Source organism: Microbacterium sp. BLY, from assembly GCF_017939615.1.
GTDB lineage: Bacteria > Actinomycetota > Actinomycetes > Actinomycetales > Microbacteriaceae > Microbacterium.
On sequence record NZ_JAGKSR010000002.1, the window covers coordinates 36,473 to 51,219 of the forward strand.

The window sequence follows — 14,747 nt, forward strand, 5'->3', positions numbered from 1 at the left end:
CCGATGACGATCCAGACCTCCCTGCAGCTGTTCACGATCCGCGAGCGGCTGGAGGCCGACCTCGACGGCACCCTCGCGGAGGTGGCGGCGCGTGGATTCACCGCCGTCGAGCCCTACGACTTCGTGCGTCGTGCCGAGACGATGGCGGCCGCGGTGTCCTCCGCGGGGCTCACGGCGCCGACGGGCCACGCGTTCCTCGCATCCCCGACGTTCGTCCGCCCCGACGGCTCGGGGACCACGGCGCCGGTCCCGCCGCCCGCCGCGGTGTTCGCGGCTGCGGCGGCGCTCGGCATGCACACGGTGATCGATCCCTACACCGAGCCGGCGCGCTGGGAGTCGGTCGACGGAATCGCGGAGATCGCCCAACTGCTCAACGAGGCCGCGGCGATCGGCGCCGACGCCGGCATGCGCGTCGGCTATCACAACCATGCGCACGAACTCGAGGCCGTGTTCGACGGCGTCACGGGACTGGAGATCCTCGCGGAGAGGCTCGACGAGCGCGTCGTGCTGGAGGTCGACCTGTACTGGGTCGCGCGGGGCGGGGTCGACCCGGTCGCGCTGCTGGAGAGGCTCGGCACGCGCGTCATCGCGGTCCACGCGAAGGATGGCACACTCGACCCGGCGCTGCTGGACGCATACCCGCCGGCGGATCAGGTCCCCGCCGGTGACGGCGTCGTGCCGCTGCGGGAGGCGATCGCCGCCGCGCCCGCGCTGGAGCTCGCGATCGTGGAGTTCGACCACTACGACGGCGACCTGTTCGACGCGATCACCCGCAGCCGGGTCTTCCTCGACGCCGAGGTCGCCCGCTGATGGTGCGGGGTGGGGCGACCGTCGGCGTCGGAATCATCGGCGCGGGCAACATCAGCGACCAGTACCTCGAGAACCTGACCCGCTTCCCCGATGTGGAGGTGCGCGCGATCGGCGATCTCGTCGAGGAGCGGGCGCGGGCGCAGGCGGCGGCGTACGGGGTGCCTCGGTCCGGCGGGATGGAGGTCGTGCTCGACGACCCCGCGATCGACATCGTCGTGAACCTCACGATCCCCGCCGCCCACGTCGAGGTGTCCGAGGCGATCGTCGCCGCGGGCAAGCACGTCTGGACGGAGAAGCCGCTCGGCGTGAACCGGGAGGAGGCGCGCCGCCTGCTGGAGAAGGCGGCCGCCGCGGGACTGCGCGTGGGGGTCGCGCCGGACACCGTCCTCGGTCCCGGCGTGCAGACCGCGAAGCGCGCCATCGCCCGCGGCGACATCGGCCGGCCGCTCTTCGGCCAGACGACCTTCCAATGGCAGGGTCCCGAGATCTTCCACCCGAACCCCGCCTTCCTCTACGCGAAGGGCGCGGGGCCGCTGCTCGACATGGGCCCGTACTACGTCTCGACCCTCGTGCACGTCTTCGGTCCGGTCGCCGCGGTGGCCGCGCTCGGGCTGCGGGGGTCGCCGACCCGGCGCGTGCGGGTGGGCGAGCGCGCCGGGGAGGAGTTCCCCGTGGAGATCCCCTCCACGCTCAGCGTGCTGATGGACTTCGAGGGCGGCGGGCAGGCGCAGAGCCTCTACAGCACGGACTCGCCCCTCGTGCGGCAGGGGATCGTGGAGATCACCGGCACCGAGGGCACCCTCGTGATCCCGGACCCCAACACGTTCGGCGGCCCGCTCACCATCACCCGTCCGCTGGCGCGGTACTTCGTGCCGCCGGAGCCCGTGGTGCAGGAGGTCGTGGACGTCGCTCCGGAGGGCGTGCTCGCGGGACGCGGGCTCGGGCTGCTCGACATGGCGCGGGCCATCGCGGAGGACCGGCCGCACATCGCGACCGGCGCGTTCGGCTACCACATCCTCGACGCCCTGCTGTCGATCGAGGAGGCCGCCGCCCGCCGCACCTTCGTGGAGGTCGCGAGCACGGTCGATCAGATCGGTGCGCTGCCCGCGGACTTCGATCCCTTCGCCGCGACGTAGCGCTCGACGTTCGCGGGGGAGAGGACCTCGCGGGCGACCATGATCGCCGCGCCGAGGACGGCCGCGCGGTCGCCGCCCTGCGACTGCACGATGGCGAGGTGCTGGGTGGCGAGCGGGATCGACCGCCGGTAGACGACCTCGCGGACGCCGGCGAGCAGGTGCTCGCCGGCGCGGGCGATGCTGCCGCCGAGCACGATGATCGACGGGTTGAGGAGGTTCACGACCGTCGCGAGCACCTCGCCGACGTCGCGGCCGGCCTGACGGGTGGCCTCGATCGCGGCAGGGTGGCCGGCGCGGACGAGGTCGACCACGTCCGAGGCGCCGTGCACCTCGTGGCCGTCGGCGCGCAGCGCGATCGCCAGGGCGGACCCGCTCGCGAGCGCCTCGAGGTCTCTCTCGTCGCCGGGCTCGCGTCGGGAGTCCGCGCTCAGCGGCACCTGCACGTGCCCCATGTCGCCCGCGGAGCCCTGCGCGCCGCGCTGGAGCTGCCCGCCGGCGATGATGCCAGCGCCGATGCCGGTCGACACCTTCACGAAGATGAGATCGTCGACGCGCGGCCAGCTGGTGGCCTGCTCGCCGAGCGCGAGGATGTTGACGTCGTTGTCGACGAGCACCGGGACGTCGAACGTGCGCTGCACGTAGCCGGGGATGTCGAAGCGGTCCCAGCCGGGCATGATGGGCGGGTTGGTCGGTCGTCCCGTGGAGTGCTCGACGGGACCGGGGACCCCGATGCCGACCCCGACGAGAGGGAGGCCGTCGGCGGTCGCGGCGAGCAGCTCGGTGCCCTCGGTGAGGATCGCGTCGAGCAGGGCCTCGGGGCCGTCGGCGATGGCGATCGTCCGGGTGCGTGCGTCGAGGATGACCCCGGCGAGGTCCGCCACGGCGACGGTCGCGTGCGTCGCCCCCAGATCCACCGCCAGCACGAGCCCGGCGCGGGGATTGAAGGCGACGCGGGCGGGCGGGCGTCCGCCGGTCGAGACGGCCTCACCCGCGGGGCGCAGCAGGTCGGCGGCGAGGAGGGCGTCGACGCGGGAGGCGACGGTGGAGCGCGCGAGGCCGGTGAGGGCGGCGAGCTCCGCCTTGGTGCGCGCGTGCCCGTCGCGGAGGATCTGGAAGATCTCGCCGGTCCCGGGGGACGGCGTCGCGACCGCTCTCAGCACGTCAACCATGGCGTCAGTAAAGCACAGCACTTCTCGCAGTCCGCTGAGCGACTTCAGATTCGATACAAACAACTTTTGACGAAGGACTAGCAAAAGTCGGAGGAGCTGTGTCAGACTCACCGGCATGACAACGGATGTCACTGACACCGGTCTCGGGACGATCCGAACCGGGATCCTCGGCGGGGGCTTCATGGCCCGCGTGCACCGCACGGCCGCCCGAGACGCGGGCGGCGCGCTGCGCGCCGTCGCCACCCGATCCGCCCAGGGAGCCAGGGACGCCGCGCAGGTGCTCGGAGCCGAACGCGCCGCGCACGACGCGGATGACCTGCTCGCCGCGGATGACATCGACGTCGTCCACATCTGCACCCCGAACGCGACGCATGCCGACCTCGCCCTGCGGGCGCTGCGTGCCGGCAAGCACGTCGTGTGCGAGAAACCGCTCGCGACCACCGCCGCGGACGCCGCGATGCTCGCGCGGGCCGCCGAGGAGACCGGCCTCGTCGCCGCCGTCCCCTTCGTCTACCGCTACCACCCGATGGTGCGCGAGGCCCGGGCCCGCGTCGCCCGCGGCGAGGCCGGCGACCTCCTCACGCTCGACTGCTCCTACCTGCAGGACTGGATGCTGCGGCCCACCGACGACGACTGGCGCGTGCGATCCTCGTCCGGCGGCGCCTCCCGGGCGTTCGCCGACATCGGCTCGCACCTGTGCGACCTGCTCGAGTTCGTCACGGGAGACCGCATCCGCGCGCTGAGCGCCCGCACCCGCCAGGTCTTCGCCGAGCGGGCCGGGCAGGCTGTCGACACGGAGGACATCGTCGCCGTGCTCGTCGAGACCACGGCGGGGGCCCTCGGCACGCTGCTCATCTCCCAGATGGCGGCCGGCCGGAAGAACGCCCTCACCCTGGAGCTGCACGGCACGCGGCAGAGTCTGCGGTTCGAGCAGGAACGGCCGGAGGAGCTCTGGGTCGGCATGCGCGAGGAGTCGCGGCTGCTGCTGCGCGACCCCGCCACGGCCGACCCGGAGTCCGCCCGGTTGCAGCGCGTCCCGGCCGGGCATGCCATGGGGTATCAGGACGCCTTCAACGGTTTCGTCGCCGACGTCTACGCCGCGATCGCGGGCGACGTCCCTGACGGACTGCCGACGTTCGCCGACGGCCACCGCGCGGCCGTGCTGACCGAGGCCGTGCTCGATTCCGCCGCCCACAAGGGCCGCTGGACGGAGGTGCCGGCATGACCGTGACGACCACGCAGCCCGTGCTGCAGGTGGCGGGGATCCGCAAGGCGTTCTTCGGCGTCGAGGTGCTGAAGGGCATCGACTTCGACGTGCGGCCCGGGGAGGTGCACGGCCTCGTCGGCGAGAACGGCGCGGGCAAGTCCACCCTCATGAAGATCATCGCGGGCGTGCAGCCGGCCGACGAGGGGACGATCACGTACCGTGGCGCGGAAGTGCGCCACGCGCACCCGCGGCAGGCGATGGACGCCGGCATCGTCACGGTGTTCCAAGAGTTCACCCTGCTCCCGGAGCGCACGGTCGCGCAGAACGTCTATCTCGGCCGGGAGCCGCGGCGCGCGGGACTCATCGACGTCCGGGCCATGAACGTGCGTACCGGGGACCTGCTGAGCGACCTCGGCGTCTCCTTCATCGATCCGCAGTCCCGGGTGGGCTCGCTGACGGTGGCCGAGCAGCAGATCGTCGAGATCGTGAAGGCACTGTCGTTCGACGCGCAGGTGATCTCGATGGACGAGCCGACCGCCGCCCTCAGCGACCGCGAGGTGGAGCTGCTGTACGCGATCATCCGCCGGCTCACGTCCCGAGGGGTCGCCGTCATCTACGTCTCGCACCGGCTGAAGGAGATCTTCGACCTCTGCGACCGGATCACGATCCTCAAGGACGGCGCCCTCGTCTCCACGGACGAGACCGCGGCGCTGACCACCGACGAGCTCGTGCGCCGGATGGTGGGGCGGTCGATCCAGTCGTACTTCCCCGACCCGGTGGCCGGGACCGCGGTCGGCGCGCCCCGACTCGAGCTCGATGGCTGCGGGAACGCCTACGTGGACGGGGTGTCGCTGACGCTCCGTGCCGGGGAGATCGTCGGGGTGGCCGGGCTCCAGGGCTCAGGACGCACCGAGCTGGTGGAGGGTGTGTTCGGCATCCAGGCCTTCACCCGCGGGGCCGTGCGGATCGACGGGAAGCCGGTGCGGATCAGCGGACCGCGCGCGGCCGTGCGTGCCGGACTCGCGCTCGTCTCGGAGGACCGCAAGGCGCAAGGCCTCGCGCTCGGGCAGTCGATCCTCGACAACGCCCTGCTCGTGGTGCGGAACGTGTTCGCGGGACGCACCGCGGCGTCGCGCCGGGAGGTGCCGGGGGTGCTCCGCACGCTGGAGGTGTCGTCGCGCGGCCTCGACCAGGAGGTGCGCTTCCTGTCCGGCGGCAACCAGCAGAAGGTGGTGCTGGCGAAGTGGCTGCTCACCCAGCCGCAGATCGTGCTCTTCGACGAGCCGACGCGGGGCATCGACGTGGGGGCCAAGTACGCCGTCTACCAGCTCATGCGCGAGCTGGCGGCACAGGGGAAGGCCGTGCTCATGGTCTCGAGCGAGCTGCCGGAGGTCATCGGCATGAGCGACCGCATCCTCGTCATGCACGACGGAGAACTCGTCGCCGAGCTGCCGGCCGGGGCCGCCGAGCACGAGATCCTCGCGGCGGCCACCGGCGCTGCGGGGTCCGCGACGGACGGAGGTGCACGATGATCCGCCGCACCGGAGCCCGCCTCCGCGTCGATTCGACCGTCATCGTGCTCGGCATCCTGCTGCTCGCGCTCGTCGTCGGCGCGATCCTCGTCGCCACGGTCGGTCGCAACTTCCTCAGCCCGGGGAACATCCGCGACATCCTGACCGGGATGAGCGTGCTCGGCCTCGTGGCCATCGGGCAGACGCTCGTGGTGCTCGGGGCCTCGCTCGACCTGTCGGTGACCTACGTCATCAGCCTGTCGAGCCTGCTCGCGGCGACCATGATGGCCGGGAACGCCGGGAACATCCCGCTCGCGGTGATCGTCACGCTGCTCGTGTGCGCGGGGATCGGCCTCGTGAACGGGCTCATCGTGACCGTCCTGAAGGTCAACGGCTTCATCGCGACCCTGGGCGTGGGCCTGATCCTCCAGGGCATCCTCAACACGAACTTCGAGGGATCGGCGGGGGAGGTCCCCTGGGCGTTCCAGCTCATCGGAGCGACCGGCGTCGGACCGGTCCCGGTGTCCACGCTCATCATGATCGCGCTCGCCGTGCTGGTCTGGGTGCTACTGAACCGCACTCGTACCGGCGCCCATCTCTATGCCGTCGGCGGCGACCCCGAGATCGCGCGGCTCAGCGGCGTGCGCACCCGCCTCCCGCTGATCTGGGCGCACGTGCTGTGCTCCGTCTTCGCCGGGCTCGCCGGCCTCCTCCTCGCCAGCCGCCTCGGCGTCGGCAGCCCGACGGTGGGTCAACAGGGCGGTTACGCGCTGCTCTCCATCGCCGCGGTCGTGCTCGGCGGCACGCTGCTCCTCGGCGGGCGGGGCTCCGTCTGGGGCACCATCGGCGGCGTCGCCATCCTCGCCGTCGTCGACAACGTCATGAGCGTGCTGCAGGTGAACCCGTTCCTCAAGGACGTGGTGCGCGGCATCGTCATCGTCGCCGCCGTGGCCGTCTACAGCCGGCGGGCGATCGTGCGACGGCGTCCGCGCTTCGGCCCCGGCGGCACCAGGACCGGCGGCGACGAGGCCGCGAAGGCCGCCGAGGGGGAGATGGCGCTCGCGGCCGCCGAACTCGCCGATCCCACCGCCGAGGTGGCCGCCGTCGACAGCGCCGCCGATACCGCCTCCGCGCGGGAAGGAGGACGCTCATGAACGCGCTCCGCACGCTCGTCAGCCCCCGCGGGGCGGTCTTCCTGCTGCTCGTGATCCTGCTCGTCGCCGTGGCCGTGCTGAACCCGAGCTTCGCGGAGCCCGGCCAGTTCATGCGCTACCTGCAGCGCGTCGCTCCCATCGCGATCGTCGCGATCGGGCAGTACTTCGTGATCATCGCGGGGGAGTTCGACCTCTCCCAGGGATCGCTCATCACGGCGCAGGTCATCATCGCCGGCAACCTCGTCGGCCAGGACGACGCGCGCACCGTTCCGGTGCTGCTGCTCATGGTGGTGTTCGGCATCGTCGTCGGTCTCGTGAACGGCGTCCTCACCACGCTGCTCAAGGTGCCGTCGTTCATCGTGACGCTGGGCATGATGCTCGCCCTGCTCGGCGGCGTGATGTGGTGGACGGGCGGCGCGGCCACGGGCAACCCGGCCGACAGCTTCCGGGAGATCGGCCGGGGCGGGATCCGCGACATCCCCGTGCTGGAGTTCCTGCCCTGGGCGGTCCTCCTGCTCGCCGCGTGGCTCGCCCTCGGCATCGTCATCACCAGGCGCCCGCTGGGCAAGACCCTCATCGCGATCGGCGACAACGCCCGCGCGGTGGACTACGCCGGTGCCCGCCGCTCCTGGGCCACCACCCGCGCGTTCGTGCTGTCCTCGCTCTCCGCCACCCTCTCCGCCGTCCTGCTGGTCGGGTACGCGGGGGTGCACCCGTCCGTCGGCCGCGGCTACGAGTTCACCGCGATCACCGCGGTGGTGCTCGGCGGGGTCGTGCTCGGCGGAGGTCGAGGGTGGATCGTCGGCGCCGTGGCCGGAGCGTTCGCGCTGGAGGCGCTGTTCCTGCTCCTCAACATCGCGGGCGTCCCCTCGACCCTCCGCGACGCCGTGCAGGGCGTCATCATCATCGCGGCCGTCGCCTACGCCGGCGTCGCTTTCCGAGCCCGCCGCCGGCGCGGTCCCCAGCCGACGGACGACAGCACCGCGGGGACCGCGGACGCCGCGAGGCGCACCACCGCAGCAAGCCCTACAACCAGAGGAGATTAGCAATGCGACGATCGATGAAGATCGCCACCACCGGGGTGGCCCTCTTCGGCCTCATCGCGCTCGCCGGGTGCACGACCGACCCGTCCGTGGCGCCGGCGGAGTCGGAGAATCCCGGGGAGTCCGCCGAGACCACCGAGTGGTTCGACCAGGAGCTCTTCGACAAGCAGGACGAGGAGCGCGGCGTCGACCCCCAGGGCCCCGCCGACCAGCCCTACCTCCAGCACATCAACGCCGAGATGGTCGACACGTCGGAGTTCGCCGCCGACGGGGCCAAGAAGGCCTGCTTCGCGAACGCCTCGATCTCCAACCCGTGGCGGCAGACGGGCTGGATCACGATGAACGAGCAGCTGAAGGTGCTGCAGGACGCCGGGGTGATCAGCGAGATGGAGACCCGCGACGCGCAGGACTCCGACGACACCCAGATCGCCGACATCGACTACTTCATCGAGGAGGGCGGCTGTGACGTCTTCCTCATCTCGCCCAACAGCACGGCGGCCATGACCCCCGCCGTCGAGCGGGCCTGCGAGACGGGCAAGCCGGTGGTCGTGTTCGACCGCGGCGTCAACACCGACTGCCCCGTGACGTTCATCCACCCGATCGGCGGGTTCGCCTGGGGGATCGACACGGCCGAGTTCCTCATCGACAACCTCGACGAGGGCGACAAGGTCGTGGCGCTCCGGATCCTTCCCGGCGTCGACGTGCTCGAGCACCGCTGGGCCGGTGCGGAGAAGCTGTTCGAGGAGGCCGGGATCGAGGCGGTGGACCACTTCACCGGAGCCGACCCCGCCGAGATCAAGAGCATCATCAGCGACGAGCTCGCGAAGGGCGACGTGCAGGGCATCTGGATGGACGCCGGGGACGGCGCCGTCGCGGCCATCGAGGCCTTCGAGGATGCCGGCGCCGACTACCCCGTGATGACGGGTGAGGACGAGATGAGCTTCCTGCGCAAGTGGAAGGAGACGGGCCTGACCGGTCTCGCCCCGGTGTACTCGAACTTCCAGTGGCGCACGCCGCTGCTCGCGGCGCAGATGATCTTCGCGGGCGAAGAGGTGCCGAAGGAGTGGGTGCTCCCGCAGAAGCCGATCACCGAGGCGGAGCTGGACGACTACCTCGCGGCGAACGAGGGGATGCCCGACGGCCACTATGCCAAGTTCGGCGGGGAGGACCTCCCGGGCTACCCGACGGTCTGGCAGGAACGCCAGATCCCGTAACCCCGTGCGCTCCCGCCCTTCCCTTCCGCCCGTGCGGAGTGGGAGGGTGGGAGCGCCCGCACGATCACAAGGACAACGATGCCCCGCACGATCGCCGTGAACACCTGGGTCTGGACGTCGCCGCTGACGGACGCGGCTCTGGAGCCGCTCGCCCGCACGGCCGCCCGGATGGGCTACGACGCCCTGGAGCTGCCGCTGGAGAGCGTCGGCGACTGGGACCCGGTCCGCGCCCGCGCCGTGCTGGACGACCTCGGCATGGGGGCGGTCGTCGTCGGGGCGATGGGACCAGGGCGTTCGCTGCTGGCGCGGGCGGGCGACGTCCCCGCCACGCAGGACTACCTCCGGGCCTGCCTGGACGCGGCCGTGATCCTGCGGTCGCCGGTGGTCGCCGGACCGTTCTACGCTCCGACGGGTGTCACCTGGCGCCTGAGTGCGGGAGAGCGGGCGGCCGCGATCGGCGAGCTCCGGGAGAACCTCGCTCCGCTCGCCCGCGACGCCGCCGACCGCGGGCTGATCCTGGCCGTGGAACCCCTGAACCGTTACGAGACCAGCCTGCTGAACACGGTGGGACAGAGCCTCGAGGCGCTGGAGCCGCTGCTCGGCGCCGGTGTGGGGCTCGCCCTCGACACGTACCACCTCAACATCGAGGAGAAGCACCCTGCCGAGGCGGTCCGCGCCGCGGGCGCCGCCCTCGCGCACGTGCAGGTGTGCGGCAGCGATCGGGGTGCCGTCGGCGACGACCATACGGACTGGCCCGAGATGCTCCGTGCGCTCGACGACGTCGGCTACCGCGGTGTTCTCGGACTGGAGAGCTTCACCGGCGAGAACGCGACGATCGCGGTCGCGGCCTCGGTGTGGCGACCGCTCGCGGCCAGCCAGCACGATCTCGCCGCCCGCAGCATCGCCCACCTCCGCGCCCTCGGCGCCTGACCCCCGCGCGCAGGACGCGTCCGGCGCGATACGAAGGAGTATCCATGAGCAGCCACCCGGTCACCCTGTTCACCGGCCAGTGGGCCGACCTGCCGTTCGAGGAGGTGGCCCGCTTCGCCGCGGAGTGGGGGTACGACGGGCTGGAGATCGCCGCATCCGGCGACCACCTCGACCTCCGCCGGGCGGACGAGGACGACGCCTACGTCGCCTCCCGTCGCGAGATCCTCGACCGGCACGGCCTGCAGGTGTTCGCGATCTCGAACCACCTCGCCGGGCAGGCGGTGTGCGACGACCCGATCGACTTCCGGCACCAGGGAATCCTGCGCCCGTACGTCTGGGGCGACGGCGAGGCCGAGGGGGTGCGGCAGCGGGCGGCGGAGGACATGAAGCGGGCGGCGCGGGTGGCGCGGAAACTCGGCGTCGACACCGTCGTCGGCTTCACCGGTTCGTCGGTCTGGCCCTACGTGGCGATGTTCCCGCCCGTGCCCGAGGCGGTGATCGCCCAGGGCTTCCAGGACTTCGCGGACCGCTGGAACCCGATCCTCGACGTGTTCGACGGCGAGGGCGTGCGCTTCGCCCACGAGGTGCATCCGGGAGAGATCGCCTACGACTACTGGTCGAGCGTGCGCGCCCTCGACGCCATCGACCACCGTGACGCGTTCGGCTTCAACTGGGACCCCTCCCACATGATGTGGCAGAACATCGACCCCGTCGGCTTCATCGTCGACTTCGCGGACCGGATCTACCACGTCGACTGCAAGGACACCCGCCTGCGGCCGCGGAACGGCCGTGCGGGAGTGCTCGGCTCGCACCTCCCGTGGGGCGACCCGCGGCGGGGCTGGGACTTCGTCTCCACCGGCCACGGCGACGTGCCGTGGGAGGACGCATTTCGCGCGCTCGACGCGATCGGCTACGACGGCCCGATCTCGATCGAATGGGAGGACGCCGGCATGGACCGGCTGCACGGCGCCCCCGAAGCGCTCGGCTTCGTGCGCTCTCTGCTGTGGCCGCAGCCGGCCGCCGCCTTCGACGCCGCGTTCCGCCACCAGTGACGGGAACCCGGGCGCCCGGGCGCCCGGGCGTGCTCAGGGCTCGCGCAGGCGGACCAGGCGCTCGTGCCCGGTCTCCTCGAGTTCGGCGATGTCGTCGCGCGACTTGAGGAAGTCGGAGAACGACCGGTAGCCGAGGGCCTTTTCGCTGAACGACGGGTCCATGCGACGCATGTGCGTCTTGACGGCCGAGCTGTGCAGCCATTCGTCCGCGCCCGCCTTGTCGTGCCCGAGCCGCAGCGCCCGCTCCAGGAGCCGGGTGGCCTCGCCCTGATCGTCGATCTTCTCCTCGACCTTGGGCTCCTCGGCGGGGGGCTTGCTCGCGCTCTTGGTCTTCGCCCGTTTCGGTGCCGACTTCGGCTTCGCCGCGGCCTCCGGGGCCGGGGGCTCGGGCTCCGCAGGAGGCTCCGCGACCGCGGGCTGTGCCGCCTTGGCCGGACGGGCCACGCCGGGGAGCGAATCGTACGACTCGAACTCGTCGCAGGCGGCGGCGAGCGACTTCGCCGTCGACCCGGCCACGCCCACCCCGATCACATATCGGCCGAGTCGCTTGCAGCGCTGCGCGAGCGGGACGTAGTCGCTGTCGCCCGCGACGATGACGACGTGCGTCAGGTCGGGGAGCCGGAACATGTCCTCGACCGCGTCGACCGCGAGCCGGATGTCGGCGCCGTTCTTCGCGTACGCCGCGGCCGGGAAGAGCTGCACGAGGTCGACTGCGCGCGCCACGAGCTGCGAGCGGTATTCGGCGTTGACCGGTGACGACCAGTCCGCGTACGCCCGCGTCAGCACGAGGGTGCCGAAGGACGCCGCGTAGTCGATGATCGCGCCGACCTCGATCATGGCCCGGCTCAGCCGCTCGGCCACCTCCGGGTCGTGAGGGTTCTCCGTGATGCGCTGGCGGTCCTTGCCGTAGGAGTTGCGACCGTGGACCCGGTCGTACCAGGAGATGACGATGTTGTCGAAGTCCAGGTAGACCGCCACGCGGGCGTCGGTCGTCTCAGCCACGGGCGTCCTCCTCACCGGGGTAGCGCACGCCGATCTGCGCGCGGATCTCGTCCAGGGTGCCCATGATCGCGACGCTCTCCGCGATGGGGAGGACGTCGCCCTCGAGGATCCCGTCGCGGACCAGGCGCTCGGCCGCGAATGCCTGGTACTGCATGCCGCGGCCGTCGATGGAGGAGATGTACTCCTCCTGCACCGTGCCGTCCGGGAGGACGAGGCGGAAGGTCGTCGGGGCGTACCAGACCCGGTCGATGTCGATGCGGGCCGCCGTGCCGACGATGCTCGCGACGTTGGGGCCGGCGCCGCGGGAGGAGGACAGGCTCGTGGAGACCGCGCCGCCCTCATGGGTCATGACGGTGGCGACCTCGGAGTCGGCACCCGTCTCGACGAGGCGCCCGACGGCGCGGATGGTCGTCGGCGCGCCCAGGACGTCCCAGATGAACGAGATCGGATAGATGCCGAGGTCGAGCAGCGCCCCGCCGCCCAGTTCGAGCGCGTTCAGGCGATGGGCGGGGTCGGTGGGGAGCTGCTGCGTGTGGTCGGCGCTCACCGTGCGGATCTCGCCCAGCGCCCCGTCGGCGATGAGCTCGCGGATGCGGACCATGTGCGGCAGGTAGCGCGTCCACATCGCCTCCATGACGAGGAGTCCGCGCTCGGCGGCGAGCCGCTGGAGATCCTCCGCCTGGGCGCGGTTGAGGGTGAACGCCTTCTCCACGAGCACGTGCTTGCCGTGCTCCAGGGCGAGCCGGGCGTTCTCGTGGTGCATCGGGTGCGGCGTGGAGACGTAGATGATGTCGACGTCGGGATCGGAGACCAGTGCCTCGTACGACGGATGCGCGTGCGCGATGTCGAAGCGCGAGGCGAAGGCATCGGCCGACTCCTGCGAGCGCGAGCCCACGGCGACGAGGTCGAGGCCGGCCGTGCGCAGATCGGATGCGAAGGCGCCGGCGATGCCGCCGGTCGCGAGGATTCCCCAACGAAGTCCAGTCATCCTCTCAGCGTAGAGGGTGGGGCGTATGACCGTCTGTGACATCCTGTGACCCCCGGCATCGTCGTCGTGGCCGGGGCCGCCGTCGCGCTCCTACCGTGTCGGCATGACGGAACCCCTCGTGATCGGCGCCATGGTGCGCACCCTCGGCGCCTACCCCTCCGGATGGCGGTACCCCGGCGCCCACCGCGACCCCGCGGGCGACGCCGACATCCTCCGCCGCATCGCGCGCGCGGGGGAGGACGCCGGCCTGGACTACCTCTTCTTCGGCGACTGGCTCGCGACCGGACCGGACCTGGAGTTCCGCGATCCGTACCTGCTGGCCCGCATCGACCCGCTGAGCGCGGTGCTGTTCCTCGCCGGGGTGACGTCGCGGATCGGGCTCATCGCGACCGTGAACACCACCTATGCCGACCCCTACGCCACGGCGCGGGCGCTGGCATCGCTCGACGTCCTCACGCACGGGCGCGCCGGGATCAACCTCGTGACCGGCGCGGAGCCGCGGGCCGCCGGCAACCACGGTCGGGACGCGCACGCCGACACCGAGACGCGCTACGACCGGGCGGAGGAGTTCGTCGTCGCGCTGCGCCGGCTCTGGGACTCCTGGGACGAGGACGCCTGGATCGCGGACGCCGAGCGCGGCGTGCTGATCGACCCGCAGGGCCTGCATCCGGCCGGCGTCGCGGGGGCGCACGTCCGCGTCGACGGACCGCTCAACGTCGCACGTCCGCCGCAGGGGCGCATCCCGATCGTGCACGCCGGCACCTCGCCGCGGTCACGGGCGCTCGCCGCGACCGCCGCCGACCTCGCCCTCATCGCCGCCCCGACCCTCGTCGATGCCGTGGCCACGCGGCGGCTGCTCCGGGACATCGCGGCGGAGGCGGGTCGCGCGGCGGAGGAGCTGAAGGTCATCGCCCCGGTGCTCCCCGTCGTCGCCGAGTCGGACGCCGACGCCCAGCGGATCGTCCGGCGCCTGCTGGAACTCGTGCCGCTCGCGGAGGATTCGCAGCGGGACCGTCTCGGGTTCCCGCCGAACCGCACGGTGGAAGCCCTCGCCGACGCGCTGGAGGTGGCCGCCGACGACCCGCTGCGGGTGGCTGACTTCGACGCCGCGGTGACGACCGCGGAAGCCGCACGGCTGGGGGAGCGGGGCGCCGCGCTCGTCGAACGGCTCGCGCGGATCGCCGGACTCCGGGTCGAGACGCCGGACGCGCCGACCTGGCGGCACCTCGTCGCCGCGCACGCCGTCCCTGCGGCCTTCGTCGTCGGCGACGCCGGCACGATCGCCGACCATTTCGAGCTGTGGCGCGACGAGGGCGCCGCCGACGGCTTCCACATCCTCTCCGCGTTCCAGCCGGCGCAGTTCGAGGCCTTCACGGAGCTCGCGGCCCCCGAGCTCCGTCGTCGCGGTCTCCTCCGGACCCCGGACGAGACCGGCCAGGGGGCCCGCGCGGAGACGCTGCGTGACCGCCTCCGTGTGACGTCGCGTGTCGGTGCGTGACCACGGGTGTCGTCTCGCGACACCCGGAGTCCG

At 72.1% G+C, this 14,747-nt stretch carries 13 protein-coding genes; 10 read left to right on the forward strand and 3 right to left on the reverse strand.

Annotated features, from left to right (window positions below; translation table 11 throughout):
• Positions 1 to 3 precede the first annotated feature (3 nt).
• Complete coding sequence (locus KAF39_RS14745; protein WP_210678134.1) at positions 4 to 810, forward strand: sugar phosphate isomerase/epimerase; 807 nt, start codon at positions 4 to 6, stop codon at positions 808 to 810.
• Positions 810 to 1,946: a Gfo/Idh/MocA family protein gene (locus KAF39_RS14750; protein WP_210678136.1), complete on the forward strand. Its 1,137-nt coding sequence runs from the start codon at positions 810 to 812 to the stop codon at positions 1,944 to 1,946. Before KAF39_RS14745 ends, KAF39_RS14750 begins: the two co-directional genes overlap by 1 nt.
• On the opposite strand, the gene KAF39_RS14755 is transcribed toward KAF39_RS14750, so the two are convergent.
• Positions 1,898 to 3,115, reverse strand: a complete 1,218-nt coding sequence (locus KAF39_RS14755) for an ROK family protein (RefSeq protein WP_210678138.1) — start codon at positions 3,113 to 3,115, stop codon at positions 1,898 to 1,900. The genes KAF39_RS14750 and KAF39_RS14755 overlap by 49 nt on opposite strands.
• A gap of 115 nt (positions 3,116 to 3,230) precedes the next feature.
• Here KAF39_RS14755 and KAF39_RS14760 point away from each other — a divergent pair, with 115 nt between their 5' ends.
• The 7 genes from KAF39_RS14760 (at position 3,231) to KAF39_RS14790 (ending at position 11,226) form a co-directional block, all read left to right on the forward strand.
• Positions 3,231 to 4,340 (forward strand): Gfo/Idh/MocA family protein, encoded by a 1,110-nt coding sequence (locus KAF39_RS14760; protein WP_210678140.1) that lies wholly within the window; start codon positions 3,231 to 3,233, stop codon positions 4,338 to 4,340.
• Positions 4,337 to 5,854, forward strand: coding sequence for a sugar ABC transporter ATP-binding protein (locus KAF39_RS14765; protein WP_210678141.1), 1,518 nt, complete (start codon positions 4,337 to 4,339; stop codon positions 5,852 to 5,854). The genes KAF39_RS14760 and KAF39_RS14765 overlap by 4 nt, the downstream gene beginning before the upstream one ends.
• Positions 5,851 to 6,987: an ABC transporter permease gene (locus KAF39_RS14770; RefSeq protein WP_210678142.1), complete on the forward strand. Its 1,137-nt coding sequence runs from the start codon at positions 5,851 to 5,853 to the stop codon at positions 6,985 to 6,987. The genes KAF39_RS14765 and KAF39_RS14770 overlap by 4 nt, the downstream gene beginning before the upstream one ends.
• Positions 6,984 to 8,033: an ABC transporter permease gene (locus KAF39_RS14775; RefSeq protein WP_246878773.1), complete on the forward strand. Its 1,050-nt coding sequence runs from the start codon at positions 6,984 to 6,986 to the stop codon at positions 8,031 to 8,033. The genes KAF39_RS14770 and KAF39_RS14775 overlap by 4 nt, the downstream gene beginning before the upstream one ends.
• A gap of 14 nt (positions 8,034 to 8,047) precedes the next feature.
• Positions 8,048 to 9,244, forward strand: a complete 1,197-nt coding sequence (locus KAF39_RS14780) for a substrate-binding domain-containing protein (RefSeq protein WP_374093941.1) — start codon at positions 8,048 to 8,050, stop codon at positions 9,242 to 9,244.
• A 78-nt stretch (positions 9,245 to 9,322) separates the two neighbouring features.
• Positions 9,323 to 10,174, forward strand: a complete 852-nt coding sequence (locus tag KAF39_RS14785; RefSeq protein WP_210678144.1) for a sugar phosphate isomerase/epimerase — start codon at positions 9,323 to 9,325, stop codon at positions 10,172 to 10,174.
• A 44-nt stretch (positions 10,175 to 10,218) separates the two neighbouring features.
• Positions 10,219 to 11,226 carry a sugar phosphate isomerase/epimerase gene (locus KAF39_RS14790; protein ID WP_210678145.1) on the forward strand — a complete coding sequence of 336 codons (1,008 nt, stop codon included), beginning with the start codon at positions 10,219 to 10,221 and terminating at the stop codon, positions 11,224 to 11,226.
• A 33-nt stretch (positions 11,227 to 11,259) separates the two neighbouring features.
• Here KAF39_RS14790 and KAF39_RS14795 read toward each other — a convergent pair whose 3' ends face one another.
• A complete protein-coding gene (locus tag KAF39_RS14795; RefSeq protein WP_210678146.1) occupies positions 11,260 to 12,228 on the reverse strand; it encodes an NYN domain-containing protein in 969 nt (322 codons plus the stop codon).
• Entirely contained in the window at positions 12,221 to 13,216 is a 996-nt protein-coding gene (locus KAF39_RS14800; RefSeq protein WP_210678147.1) for a Gfo/Idh/MocA family protein, read from the reverse strand. The genes KAF39_RS14795 and KAF39_RS14800 overlap by 8 nt, the downstream gene beginning before the upstream one ends.
• A gap of 103 nt (positions 13,217 to 13,319) precedes the next feature.
• Here KAF39_RS14800 and KAF39_RS14805 point away from each other — a divergent pair, with 103 nt between their 5' ends.
• Complete coding sequence (locus KAF39_RS14805; RefSeq protein ID WP_210678148.1) at positions 13,320 to 14,714, forward strand: NtaA/DmoA family FMN-dependent monooxygenase; 1,395 nt, start codon at positions 13,320 to 13,322, stop codon at positions 14,712 to 14,714.
• The last annotated feature ends 33 nt before the right edge of the window (positions 14,715 to 14,747 follow it).

Bases quoted from the DNA above. Each gene is read 5' to 3' on its own strand.
- KAF39_RS14745 (WP_210678134.1), top strand. From the start codon at position 4: ATGACGATCCAGACCTCCCTGCAGCTGTTCACGATCCGCGAGCGGCTG.
- KAF39_RS14775 (WP_246878773.1), top strand. From the start codon at position 6,984: ATGAACGCGCTCCGCACGCTCGTCAGCCCCCGCGGGGCGGTCTTCCTG.
- KAF39_RS14770 (WP_210678142.1), top strand. From the start codon at position 5,851: ATGATCCGCCGCACCGGAGCCCGCCTCCGCGTCGATTCGACCGTCATC.
- KAF39_RS14800 (WP_210678147.1), bottom strand. From the start codon at position 13,216: ATGACTGGACTTCGTTGGGGAATCCTCGCGACCGGCGGCATCGCCGGC.
- KAF39_RS14750 (WP_210678136.1), top strand. From the start codon at position 810: ATGGTGCGGGGTGGGGCGACCGTCGGCGTCGGAATCATCGGCGCGGGC.
- KAF39_RS14785 (WP_210678144.1), top strand. From the start codon at position 9,323: ATGCCCCGCACGATCGCCGTGAACACCTGGGTCTGGACGTCGCCGCTG.
- KAF39_RS14760 (WP_210678140.1), top strand. From the start codon at position 3,231: ATGACAACGGATGTCACTGACACCGGTCTCGGGACGATCCGAACCGGG.
- KAF39_RS14805 (WP_210678148.1), top strand. From the start codon at position 13,320: ATGACGGAACCCCTCGTGATCGGCGCCATGGTGCGCACCCTCGGCGCC.
- KAF39_RS14790 (WP_210678145.1), top strand. From the start codon at position 10,219: ATGAGCAGCCACCCGGTCACCCTGTTCACCGGCCAGTGGGCCGACCTG.
- KAF39_RS14780 (WP_374093941.1), top strand. From the start codon at position 8,048: ATGAAGATCGCCACCACCGGGGTGGCCCTCTTCGGCCTCATCGCGCTC.
- KAF39_RS14755 (WP_210678138.1), bottom strand. From the start codon at position 3,115: ATGGTTGACGTGCTGAGAGCGGTCGCGACGCCGTCCCCCGGGACCGGC.
- KAF39_RS14765 (WP_210678141.1), top strand. From the start codon at position 4,337: ATGACCGTGACGACCACGCAGCCCGTGCTGCAGGTGGCGGGGATCCGC.